At 33.8% G+C, this 13,428-nt stretch carries 6 protein-coding genes and 1 pseudogene; 3 read left to right on the top strand and 4 right to left on the bottom strand.

The genetic code is table 11. From position 1 onward, the window contains the following. Window positions 1-157: 157 nt before the first annotated feature. Window positions 158-4,951 carry an NACHT domain-containing protein gene (locus RCG17_RS20035; RefSeq protein ID WP_308171842.1) on the top strand — a complete coding sequence of 1,598 codons (4,794 nt, stop codon included), beginning with the start codon at window positions 158-160 and terminating at the stop codon, window positions 4,949-4,951. A 537-nt stretch (window positions 4,952-5,488) separates the two neighbouring features. Here the strand turns inward: RCG17_RS20035 and RCG17_RS20030 are convergent. Then, complete coding sequence (locus RCG17_RS20030; RefSeq protein ID WP_308171841.1) at window positions 5,489-5,722, bottom strand: hypothetical protein; 234 nt, start codon at window positions 5,720-5,722, stop codon at window positions 5,489-5,491. 2,121 nt (window positions 5,723-7,843) lie between these two features. Further along, complete coding sequence (locus tag RCG17_RS20025; protein ID WP_308171840.1) at window positions 7,844-8,464, bottom strand: hypothetical protein; 621 nt, start codon at window positions 8,462-8,464, stop codon at window positions 7,844-7,846. 1,268 nt (window positions 8,465-9,732) lie between these two features. Between RCG17_RS20025 and RCG17_RS20020 the strand changes: the two genes are divergently transcribed. Both RCG17_RS20020 and RCG17_RS20015 read left to right on the top strand, forming a co-directional pair. Continuing rightward, window positions 9,733-11,211 (top strand): ribonuclease H1 domain-containing protein, encoded by a 1,479-nt coding sequence (locus RCG17_RS20020; RefSeq protein ID WP_308171838.1) that lies wholly within the window; start codon window positions 9,733-9,735, stop codon window positions 11,209-11,211. Window positions 11,212-11,298: 87 nt separating this feature from the next. Further along, window positions 11,299-11,694, top strand: a complete 396-nt coding sequence (locus RCG17_RS20015; RefSeq protein WP_308171837.1) for a type II toxin-antitoxin system RnlB family antitoxin — start codon at window positions 11,299-11,301, stop codon at window positions 11,692-11,694. A gap of 386 nt (window positions 11,695-12,080) precedes the next feature. On the opposite strand, the pseudogene RCG17_RS20010 reads toward RCG17_RS20015, so the two are convergent. Both RCG17_RS20010 and RCG17_RS20005 read right to left on the bottom strand, forming a co-directional pair. Beyond that, window positions 12,081-12,618 (bottom strand): annotated as a pseudogene (locus tag RCG17_RS20010) (methyltransferase). Between the two features lie 524 nt (window positions 12,619-13,142). Beyond that, entirely contained in the window at window positions 13,143-13,352 is a 210-nt protein-coding gene (locus tag RCG17_RS20005) for a hypothetical protein (RefSeq protein ID WP_308171836.1), read from the bottom strand. Window positions 13,353-13,428 lie beyond the last annotated feature (76 nt).

The raw sequence follows: 13,428 nt of genomic DNA, 5'->3' as shown, positions 1-13,428 counted from the left end.
ATCGGCATGAAAATAACATAAAAGAAGCTTGGAAAAACTCGGAACATGAGTTAACCAATGCTTCTTTTTTTGCTAAAATTTAATTGACCTTTGATCAACTTTATCTATCGCTACCGTTTCTTCAAAATGAAACTAATATGATTTGAGAGGTGGGATTATGTCAGGACAGACATCAAGATTTGGGTTTAGATTTCAAGATTTGTATTTATTGCGCCAGGTTTTTATGGATATTGCAAATCAAAAAAGAGATGAAATTGCAGGGAAGGTACATAAGGAAAAGCAATTTGGGGTTGAAGCTCGCACACCAGTTACTGGGACAACAGATTGGGACATTCTTGTCATTGGAGACGAAAAGCATACTGTTTTAGAGGTGAAAAGCGGGGCTGTTAGCCAAAAAGACCGCGTAAGTTTTTGGCTGCGGATTCGTGAAGAAATTTTTCACGTTGAACAAAAAGAAAGCATATATCCAGGGTTGGTCATAAATTCAGATAATTTACCTGCTGCATTTGAAGCTTTATCACAGCTTAGCGAGCGAGCAAATTTTGACGATTATAATAAATGGACGGTCCCTCTTGAACCTCCTAAACGTGTTGCAAAAGAAAAACAATTGATTGAAGAGGCTCTTTATTGGATTTGTTCAGCCAAAGCTTCTGGGGAAAGAAAATTAGTAAGTAAAGTTTCCAAAGAATTTGCTTTATCTGTACTGGCTCGTTTTAAGCTTTTTCTAGTTTCCGGTAAAGAATTGGAGCAGAAAGTTGAATCGATGATTGAAAGGCTGACATTTATAACAGAACCTTCCGTTTTACGGCATCAGCTTGAAGGCTGGGTAAACCACTGTGCTACAAGTGAGGTTGACAAAATTCATTTATTTACTGTTTCACAAATGATTCGTGAAATAAAATTATTAGAGAAATTTTTAGAACAAGATTCCGATGTCCTCCGTCTTGCACAGTTACTCAAGAATGAATATAACCATGGTTGCTTAAGCAACTGGAAAGGCAAATTCACGAAAGAAGTAGGTCTGCAACCTAAATCATTAAAAGAAGTACAATACAATATTTTTAAGATTGATTGGAACACACAACTACAGTCAATCGCTCTTTTAGCGGATGCTGGTTATGGAAAATCACGATCCTTATATGAGCTTAATAAACAATTAAAAAATACATCCTCTTCAAAATTTGAGATATTCTCGCTAATGAGCGAAGATGTTGTGAGTTATCTATCAGAGGAGAAAAAATCTGTTCTTTTAGGTTCGCTTCTTTTATTAGTAGATCTGGCAGTATTATGCGAAAAACGGTTGATTCTACTTGTCGATGGATTAGATCAAATTGCGAAACCACAACGAGCTATGCTATCTTCCCTTTTACACACAGTTAGTCAGCGAGAGGGATTTTTGGGAGTAGTCACATGTCGTAAAGTAGATTGGAACGAGCAAGGAAAGCTAAAGGAAAATTTGCAAACATGGCAGAAACTATTTTTGACTGAATGGCCAGAAACTGTCGTAAGGTCTGTATTAAAACAGCACGGTATAAGTCGAGATGTTAGCAAAGGTATCAAAACTCTGATTAGAATCCCTCTTTATCTAGATATTTTTATCCGTGTATTTGCAGGCTCTTCTATAACAGGGGAATATGTTCAGACAAGGCACGGGTTATTAAATGCTTATTGGGAACATGTTGTTCTAAATGAACAACATCTTCAAATTTGGAAGGTTCTTAAGGAAGCTTGCGAACAAATTTCTAATAAAAATTATTGGGTGCCCTCCGGGAAAATTGATGATGGAATTTTGGAATCATTAATATCGTCGGGGTTAATCACACGAGTAAACTCTCGGGCACGTTACGATTTTCGCCACTCTCTGTTACGAGACTTTGCCATTGCACAATGGATACTAGAAGAAAGTGAAGAAGATCCAGATATTATTGCTTCAAGATTAGATGCGGTTCAGTCTTCTGTGATTATTCGGTTTGGTGCGCAACGGGCATTATTAGAAGCTATTTCTGATGTTAATGAATTGTCCCATATAAACGGGTGCACAATTGAAGAATACGTTTTCCATGCAAGTGATCATGAAAAAGAACAAATTGCTCGTATCCTTGGAGGACTTTTCCCGAATATGGCAATGAATATCAAAGAATGGAATAAAAAACCTAAACCCAACTTCGTCGATTCATTAATCCGTTCAGCACAATATCATTTGAACAGTGACTGGGTATCTGTATTTTCAACTTGGTCCTCATCAAAAATTTGGGTGGAACAACAAACGTGGATTGGAGAAGGTACAATAGAACGGCTTGCTAATTATCTTGAAGTTATAGCTGGTTATCGACAAAATCATGCCAATGAAGGAAGGAACCATATCCAATTAATAGCAAATACCATTTTAGAATGGACAAAGGCAAGGAAATTTCAAACCGAATTGAGAAAAAATGATTCATGGGTGATGATGCACCTCATTCCCACTATATGCAGATGGGCAAATCTTGAACTGGTAATTGACTGGCTATCAAAAGAAATTCTTAGAATCACAGGGCGAACAAGGCACACAGCTCTTGAATATTTAGTATTACTTGCGGATCGAGTTCAAACCGAAAAAAAAGGCTATTCCAAACTGTTGGGAGAATTATATTGTAGATTAATAGGACTATCTCACGATGGGCATTTTCCTACTTTGGATAAAACAATAGCCTCTGAGAATATGTTAGAGTATTATGTCATTGATTGGTCATTATTAGGAACCAATAGTATCAAGGCTCCTCCTTTGATCGACCAATTGCCATGCACTTTTTTTCCCATTACGCTTGATCTTCTTTTAGCCATACACTTAAACGAAAACTATATTGCTTCTTATCGTCAAGGCTCAGAGGTGGAGGTACAATCAGGCAAAAAGCTACTTGACGATCAATCTGGCTATTATTATTGGAATAGTATCTATGAGAATGATATGGAGGTTAAACTTCTAAAAGGGGTTCATCGGCGTTTAAAAAATTGGCTGGCTACAAAACCTGAATTTTTCATAGACCAGATTATTCCATTCATTTTAAATTCACCTCTGGCTAGTATTCGAATCTTTTTAATTCAGCTGTTTTTAGAAGAGAAAAATGGTGAAAAACTCTTCTCAGTAGTAAAAGAAATGATTCTTGATGAACGAATATATCATGTAAGGGGAAGCCATTATTGGTTGGTTCGGACGTTTCAGACAATGTGGGATTCGGTCAAAGAAGAAGAAATAATGCAGATTTATAGCATTTTGATCAATGTTTCTCATTCTGACTACATAAATGGTGTGTATGTTGCAGGGATATTGTTGTCCAGTATATCTATCAGTGATAGTGAAGATTTAAAATCTATCTTGAAGAATTTTCATGAACAGGAGTATTCCACCATTCTTAGAGACCCAAGAGAAGAAATTGATGGTACCGTTTGGAAGAATGTATCTTCAAGTGATAATAAACGCTACATCTTAAGTGCAGTAGGAGAGTGGGACGATCCTATTGATAAAGAGTTAATGATTAAGTTTTATGAACGGATGAATGAGCTTGTGCATCCAAATAATTCACCTTCAGTGGACAAAATTAATAATGTTATCGTTCTACTTGAACATGTGTTACCAGGATTGGCCGCATCACTGAATCAGTTAAAAATTAATACGTGGCCAATTAGAGAGCTGCAGCATTTGCTAAAAAGTTATCATGAGAAACTTGAGACTGCTGCTAATCGTGCAGAATTACTGCCTATTCCAGCTGAAACCTCTACCATGATTGCACAAATTGCTACGGCATTACTGCAGCACAGCAGCCTTCCAGAAACACCTGAAAACTTTTCACAGGGACATAGTATGATGATTCCCACAGATTCTTGGACAGAAAGCTTGTTTTTACTTGAACAGGTGATGAGAGAAGATACTATTCGTAATAGGGATGATATATTCGATATTGTTTATACTGAAATAAAAAAAGTTTATAGCCAAACTCTTCCTTATCAACAATATCTTTGCGTATTGGCGATTCCTGAGTGGCACTGGTTTCGAACTGACAAGAAAAGAGTCGAATTATTGGAAGAACTCATTTTAGGAGATACTACAACTGGTAGTGCCCTCAGCTGGGGTATTCGGCTTTTAGAGTGTTTTACTGATACCCAATTAGACCAGGTGATAAGAAAATTATTGAGCAAAAAGTCGATTCCGTTTATTGATGAATTTTTAACTAAACTAGGAAAACTTGTCGGCTATCGGGCTTTGTTGACCAATCATAAAAATGAACGACTATTTGCAAGGAACTTGGTTGATGACATTATAACAAAACCTTCAGAGTTTCCATTACTCGATGATGATAAGAATCAAGTAGATTTCTTGACTGGAATCGTATTTGGCTTGAAAGAAGTGGCTTGTATTTCTGTTAGCAATAATCAACTTGCATATGAATATGGGGATTGGCTACTTCGTATTTGGGAAAAGCTCAAACAGAAGGAAAGTTATCGAGAAAAAGATTTAATACTTTTTGCCATGCATTGGATAGTTAACCCCGAGAAAGAAATGAAAATCACCGATCTCTTGAAATGGTGGCAATCAATTTATTCAATGGTGAAAAGAGTAATAATTGAAGGCGAGCGTCCAGAAGTTTTTACTGTTATCTTTGGAATAAGTAGAAACAAGATTGAAATGATTCATTCAATTGATGCTGTTGAATTAATTAATTTATTTATACTTCGGATCCTTGCTAACCCAGATGAGTTAGATGCAAGAAATCCCCAAAAACACGATTATCATTCATGGAGAGAAGTAGCAGATTATGCAGCTGAAGTTATTCATCAAATTTCAGGAAGAGTAGAATTGACGAGAACTGAAAGAGAACAATGCTACGTTCTTCTTAGCAAGTTGGCCAGCCAGCCAATTCAATCATCTGTAGCTGAAAGAATCCTAATTCGTTTACAAGTAGATATCGAGTAATTTAACAAGTTTTGTTGAAACTTAATTGAGCAGACCTTTACCATTTTTAAAGTAGCAGCAAAAAAAACGAACAGCAGATTGAATACTTGAATCAGAGGTATACCACATCTATCCAACTTATCTATATGGATACACTTATTAAGTAACCAGAAACTGAGTTCTTAGCTCTGTGAACGCACCAGTAATAGATATTCTTTATCACGATAAAATTACATCGATTAATTCCAATTTAACACTAGTAATATAACAAAAAAGAGCCAAGAATCTCAAAGGAAAGTGAGCAATTCTTGACTCTTTTTGTTTCATATCTCCTTTACCCACAGGACTTAATTTTAATATCATGGATTTAGAATCCTATGTAAGCTATAATTTGCTACTTTTATTCTCCGCGCTTTGCTTTTCTTCATATTCAATAATGGTGCTGAATTGCCCCAAGTTATAAAAAACTATTATTTGAATAAAATCTTATTGAAGACATGCCACAAGTCTTTCCTTGTAATTCAATTCTCATATCTACATTTCCAAATTTCTCTTGTATTACGAGCTAATCTTCAACCATTTTACATTCAAAAATAATGAAAAACTACAAATAAAATTTCCGTCATCAGCTCGTATCATTTCTTCACCTTCAAAGCCTTCATCATCGTTCTTTAATAATTCATATACTTTGCCAACTCTTACATTAACAAATTTATAATGTTTGGATTCATCTTCTAAAACTTTAACGTGTGTAGCCTCATTTTCATGGCACTCTTCAAAAATAAAATTCAATATAACACTCTCCTTTTATGTATCATCCTATATCTACAATACATTCTCTATTCATCTTCATCCTACACATTTACTTTAATTTATTTTTAGAATATCATGATTACTTCATCTGTCTCATTCACAAAGAGATTTATCTAATGAAGCCATTATCATTTGAGACGTTATATAAGCATCATTCAAGAGTTAAAGGATAAAAAGGTACGGACCCCTTCCATACTTCGCAATCAGCCAAAATGGACCTTGTATGATGCCATAGATCATTACCTTATTCACTCGGGGCCCAATTCGTGTATTACTCAGTAGTATAGAACATCTCAATAAGGATAATGAAAATGTAGCTATAATACAACGAAACCAACAACTAAAATTGACCAAGGAAAAGGATAAGTGAATAAGTACCATTAAACACTGACAAATGTTAATCAATGCCTGATGGCATAATTACGTTGATGATTTTGGAAATTCGCAAAAATTCATTGTATGTTGGATACCAATTGTAAGAGGCAAAACGCTAAAGTATCGTAGTTTGTCAGGGGAAATTTAGTCGAGGCAGTTCTATACAACTAATAAATGTGGTGAAGATCGAAAATATTAAGAGTATAAAACTTATATTTGCTGAAGGCAATCTGCAAAATATTTTTTTCATAGAAACAATCTGTTTTATTGCTAAACGATTGAATTATAATAATATTGATTGTGTCTCAGTTTGTTCTATTCAACAAGATGTAAAAAGGTGTCATTTACCTTTCTACTGGCGAGTTACAAATCTTGACGGAATGAATCCTTTTCCACTTTGTTCATTGATGACAATAAGATCCAAAAAAGGGATATAGATCAACACTTTATTTCTAATACCATAATATACCAAGTATTCAAATATGTGTAAAAACGCGCATTAAGAAAAATCACGAATATGTATCATGATTTTTTATTTAGAAATAGATACTGTGTTATGTTGAATCTTGATTCTCGTGCGCCTTTTAGTTCTTCTAAAATAAAGGTACCAACGCCTTGTATCCCGAATCTTGATTCTTGTCCACTTCGGTTACATGGACGACTCTTTTTTGGGCATAGTTCTCCCCTATGGACCCGTTAGGCACATGAATCTTTCATGTCTATGTATTCTGTTACATGTGTATGATCATGTAACAGGATTCCCTGTGGTTCATGTGAGACTTATTGTTTCAAGGTTATCTTGCTAATACTCTTTTTCCAATTCTAGAATTAGTTACCATGTTACTTATGATTCTTGTTGGTTCAAGGCCTTGTATCAAAAAGTGCCTCTATATATATAAATAACAGAAAAACTTGGGGTATTTGTACAACTCAAAAAAACGTTCATGAAATTGTCACAATACGTTCGTACTTTTGTTAATTCATTCGTATTTTTTAGTTCAAATTATACCAATAGACTTTTTTCATGGTTGGTAGAAGAAACGAATGTCCACGTAAATTCATTCAAATTTTACAACCACAAAGATAGTTCATGGTCAGCAACATTGGAAGAAGATTAAAGTGAATTTTGTATCTAGTTTTGTATTAACAACGGTTTTATGTTAAAAACCATGATGATTACATTAAACAAGAATATGAAATCATGTTTAATGAACCAATATAAAACCTGGTAATTGACTATTTAAGTAAATTATTCAAGTTGAAGCAATGCTTTTGTTGCTAAAGACTTTTTTGACGGCAATTTTGGGACCTTCAATGTCGACAATTAATCTTTACTGTCAAAGATGTTGTGAATTCATTCTCACCAATCATCTCAAAACTACCCTTGCAGCTCCTTCTAAAGTGTTACAACAATGCCAGTATCCTTGTGTGAGAGCTTGTGGCAGCACTTGGCTTTAACTGGGGTATAATAGGCTTCAAGGACGTCTAAGCTGCGTTTTCCACTGGTTCATTAATTTGTTTATCCATATTCGATTTATAACTCTGGATAATTCAGATTAGAATAGGACGTTTTTAAATTATCGATTCAGTTATGGTGTATTTGACAAAAATGTAAGCCTTTAACACTAAAATAAAGTCAGGCACCATCATTAATACATCTCGACAATCAAATGACCTTGATGGCTTAAAAACGTCCTTATAAGGGGTATTTAAATTTTGATAGTATTATTTTTCAGTCTGAGAATTGTTGTTATTTTCTTTTTCTGCTAGCATTTGTTCTAAAATATGTACTCTTTCCCTCAAATAATCAATCTCATAAAAAAATTTTTCTCTTTCCTGTTGGTAACGTATTATTTGCCTGTCTTTATTTTCCAATATCTTCTTAAACCTTTCCATACTACTAATCCCAAGACTTTGCCCATGTTCTATAAGCTCTTGTATCTTTTTTTCTTCTAGAGATTTGTTTTCATAACCTAGCATGCTTCTACCAAAAGGAATTTCTTTGGGATACATACCAGCTGCTAATAATTTTCCTCTTGCCCCCAGATTACTCATTTCTAGAAACCTATTAATTTTTTGAATTTCAATTTCAGTAAACAAAGATAATTGGTTATTTTCACTAATTTTATTAATGATTGTTTCCATTTCAGTTCTGGCTATAATTAGTAGCTCTAATTCCATTTGACCCTTGGGTCTGACTTTACCATTTAAAATAAGCATTTGATCAAAAAAGAGTTCCAAATTCCCAATAAAATCTTTTACCGATTTTCTATCTTGGAATCTACTCCATATTTGATTCTCTTGTTCTTCTGTTAACTTGTTGTATCCCCATTTAAGATATTTCATGGTAATACCTCCTATGTTTATTTTTCTTATTCTAAAGAACTTGGAGCCGTTAGGCGACTTTATATATCCTTATCAGTTCTTTTATGAATTAAAACTAATATTACTTAACTTCCTTTTGGATATTACCACCGTTTATAACTATTAACAATGTATTTTTAAAAAATTCAGTCTTTTACATTGGTATGTCATTGGTCATTGCCATTTCATAGCTCATAGCTCATTGCCATTTCATTGAACAAGTTGTTCATCATGGTATTAATTATGCTTATTCATTCGTAAATTAAAGTAAATAATAAACCAGCCACTTTGAATTATTAATGACATGAACTATTAGAAAATGCTTCTACCTGCTTCCCGAAGGGGATATCCCTAATTTTTTTGGTAGTCTGTCGCAATACCCTTGTAGGATTTAAATTACTTTATATTTCAAATGTAGGAGTCAAAAGATAAATATTAAATCTTGTTCATCATAAACTGTCTGTTGCACTGGTTTCGGTCGATACGTATTAACACTGCACAAAATTAATGGTCAAACCCTTTTTGATAAAGGGGGTGGGGCATAAAACGCTCAGATTAACAAATTTTATCAAACCTACATCCTCCCGCAATTTTTCCAAAAAAAATTTACCCCTTATAGGATTTTAAAGGAAGGTGGAAGTAAATTAGAAGCTTATAAACTGGTTCATTTAGTAGGTTATAACTATTGGTAAAAGTATAAAGATTTCAAAAAGATTCTTTCTACTATACGGAATGTATTTGGCATTTGAAGATGTTGTTTTTGGCAGTATGATTTTTGAATGTAAAAAAGCCGAGAATAAGCAAGAAATGAATAAAAACTTGCATATTCTCGGCTTTTACATAATGGGGGATATTGAACAAAAGCACCCTTTACTTTAAGTACAATTCTTCACAATTCAAAAAAATTTCAAGCTTATATCTCTTCTGTATACCACTTAGGTTTAAATTTGAATATGTTTCAAAAATCTTTTTTGATAATCCCACTAGAATCATGTTTATGAAACATCCTTTCCTAATATAATCGTTTACTTTTTCTCAATAGAATATTTATAGATTTAGAAATCTGATAATATTCTTTAACCCCCTCTATTTATAACTTATTTTATTATTTAGCGACGATACAAATGGAGACAAAAATACCTTATATACACCCAAAATTACATTTTTATCTTTATTTACTATTATTAGAAGGATTTCTTTATATTTGTCGAAATTGAGTGGTATTATGAGTAGTAAGGGAGTTGATATTGTTGAGTAAATTTTATGCAGTTAAAGTAGGTCGAAGGCCGGGTATTTATATGACTTGGGCTGAAACAGAAGAACAAGTTAAAGGGTTCTCAGGAGCTATTTATAAATCGTTTAAAACTAACAAAGAAGCTCAAAAATTCTTCGATAATAACAGTAAGTCTGTTTTAAACGAAGTACATACAGGCAACATACAGGCAGTTGTTGAGCAAGAAGAAATACATAAATCCCCAACCCAAACTTCTGAATTTTCCATTACAGAACAGCATAATAGTATAGAAATCTATGTTGATGGATCGTATTCACACACCCCTCCAATTTATGGTTCAGGTTGGGTTGCTGTTAAAGAAAACGACGTATTAAAGAAGAAATCATTTTCTGGTAACGATGAAAGATATATTGAATCACGTCAGGTTCCGGGAGAAGTGTTTGCATGTATTGATGCTATTAACTGGGCTAAAGAATCAGGTTACGAACATGTTATTATTTCTTATGATTATGAAGGAATTGAAAAATGGGCTAAGAGAGACTGGGCTGCCAAAAAAAATATTTCGAAAGATTATGTAACCTTATTTGACAATGCTTCTAGGGGGATTACTGTAACTTTTAATAAGGTAAAAGCTCATTCTAGCATTAATTTTAATGAAATAGCAGATAAATTAGCTAAAGGCGCCCTCTTAAAAAAAGGAATTCGTTCAAATAAAGATGGTGGTATAACTATTTACGGAATTGATCGAGAAGAATTAGAATTAATTTTTGATTTAATCCAATCTGAAAATCCTAATTTCAAATTGTATACCAATACAGAAAGACAGGGATGTATCAATTTTACGCTTACATCTGATGATTATAGGGTAGTAATTAACTGTTACGACACTGGAAGAACTGTAGTTCAAGGGAAAGATTCACCATTTATGCAATATACCTTAACATTATTACTTCAATTATGTGAAAATGAAGATGATGTTGTTGAAACCTTAAATGCATTCAATATGGTTACAATTAATCCTCAAATCGTAGAGGATAGATTTAATGAAGTACTTCCTAATTATAGACATACGTCCAATAAACTTGATATGTCTTTAAAGCAAGCAGCGTATAATTTAACTATATCTGGTGTAAGATATGATTATTCCGACTTACCAATGCCCATTTTAAGAGCAATTGATTACTATTTACATGGGATTTTCAAATCAATCGGGCTTATTACAGTAACTTCCAGTGGGAAAAATAACTTCGGCTTTTTCGTTGCAGATTCTGATGATAATTACTTGCTCCAAACAGCACATGCAGAAAAATTTGGTGATGAGAGAAAAGTCGCATTTGTAAATAAACTTTACAATTTTTATCATAAAAATAGACATACACTCTTCCATTGGGATGAGGAACCTGAAGATACTCGAGTTTTAAGCTCAATTGAAGAAGCTAGAGATATCATATTAGATGGTTTTACTTTGCTGGACGAATACTACATTATCTTTTAGTTAATATTTTACTTTTCAAATCAATTCGTGTATATTTAATATTTACTATTCATTTAATTTATAATAAACTAAGAAGGGGGTATTAACATGATGGCTCTTCAAGATAAACCTGTTTCTTCAACAGAACATTTTGATGTAATTCCATTGGAATCAATGTCAGATTTTTTATATTTACTTGTTTTAAAATCTCACACTGCTCCTAGTCATTGGTTAAAAACTGAAAAAGTCTTCGATGTTGATTTTTCAGGTAATGTAGTTCTTGATAGAATGCTTCATGTTGGTAACTCTAAAGACCGTTTTGTTATATATAAAGTTATTGACGGAGCTATTAACGATTATAAAGGAACAATACTAAAACTCGATCGTAAAGATCCTCTTAGGATTTTAAGCAATTCGATTTTTAGAAATTATCCCGAAATTGTCGCGAATTCTATCCTTAACAGCAGTCAAAAAAAACTTTTACTACATGGTTTATCAATTTAAAACCATTTTTTTTAAAATTAAACCTTCAAAAAACATAACGTTTCCCAAACGTTATGTTTTTTGTTTTTTAAATAAAAGTCAATTATTTTACCTTAATTTTAACATTAAGGTTTATTTTAATTATTTTAAATATGATTGAATCACTCCCATTGTATCGTTAACAACCATTTCAATTGTATTTTCACCGTTTATAACTTTTCACTTTATATAAACCTGACGCTATTCAACAATCTGGGCCTAAAATGGAAAAAGCACTTTCCTTATTACAGGAAAGCGCCCGTTTTGCGGAATATCGTTATTAAAGTAACCTGAAGATAATTGAATAAGAATTTTAGTATAGTGCTAAGAAATTATCATTTCATATGTGATTAATACTAAGTACATATTTACGGGTTTGATCCGATAACGACAGTAGCGTCCAGTTCTTCGTCTCTAGCCACTTTTGTGGTAAGACCCGCACCTAAAAAGATTTTAAAGGTCTGAGGTGCCTGCATTTCGCTGGTCTCTATCAAAAGATGTCCTCCCGGTGCTAGCCAGAGAAATGCTTCTTTTGCTATTCTTCGCTGAATGTCAAGTCCATCCTCTCCTCCGTCAAGGGCCACCTTCGGTTCATATAGGCGAGACTCGTGTGGGAGCAGCTTGATTGCCTCAGTAGGAACGGACTGCGACAGGGTCAATGTCAACAGAATACAATTCAGCTCGTCCTAAAGCTGCCGCCAGTGCTGCACCCACAGCACCTGAACCGCAACATAGGTCAACTACGATATCACCAGAACATGACAGGGCTTCTGCCTGGTGAACAAGAAACTCGGTACGTTTGCGAGGCACGAAAACGCCTTGTTCCACTTCTATCCGCAACTCACAGAACTCTGCGTATCCAACAACATATTCAAGAGGTAAACCTTCGGCTCGCATTTCCACCATTTTCTTGTGATCCTCTGGAGTTCGTGCCTCTGAGATAAGTAGCTGGGTCTCATCTTCTGCGAAAACACACCCCACGCTCCGAAGCCTGTTAATTATACATTTTTCCTTCTCATTGTCCAAAAAGAAATTGGATTTTTTTCCTATTTATCTCACCACTTTTGATAAACTTATTTATAACACTGTATTCGTAAAAAATTGGAGATATCACTCTTTAACGAAATAGCCCTTATATTGTAAAATGAGCGCCAATCCTCAAGAATGGCGCCCGATTGTGGAATATCAGTTTCTATTGAATAGTATTGTTGTACTGTGCAATAGTTGTTAAACAAAGAAGCACAGTCAATCAAATATTTGGGCATTAAAATACAATGAATTTACTTCTACCGAAATATGAACTTTATCTTATGATAGTTTTTAATTGCTATAAAAGAAGTTGCTACCTTTTCGTGGCATAGCAACCTCACTAGGAAACAAGTTTTTGAAATAATTACGATCTAAAGCATTCACAACTCGATAAATAATAATTATACACCCTGTTCATTGTCTTCGATTTCCAAAGAATTGAATGCTTGCCAGTTATCTTTGAAGATCTGATGAAATTCTCTTTGTGAAACAGGCTTTTTATTACTTGGCGTTAATTGCACATAGGCTGCATAAACTGCCGCTTGAATGCTCACGCGCTGATCAGTTATTATTGCATTAATTATTTCTTCATCTCTCGGGTTAAGATACATATTTTCTTCCTCCTGTCTCTTTTCTATTAAGTTTCTTAAGAATATATAAACTCTTAATTAACCCCATGTCTTTGCC

It is taken from the genome of Neobacillus sp. PS3-12 (genome assembly GCF_030915385.1).
Lineage (GTDB): Bacteria > Bacillota > Bacilli > Bacillales > Cytobacillaceae > JAEVLT01.
This window is presented reverse-complemented; position numbering and strand designations above follow the sequence as displayed.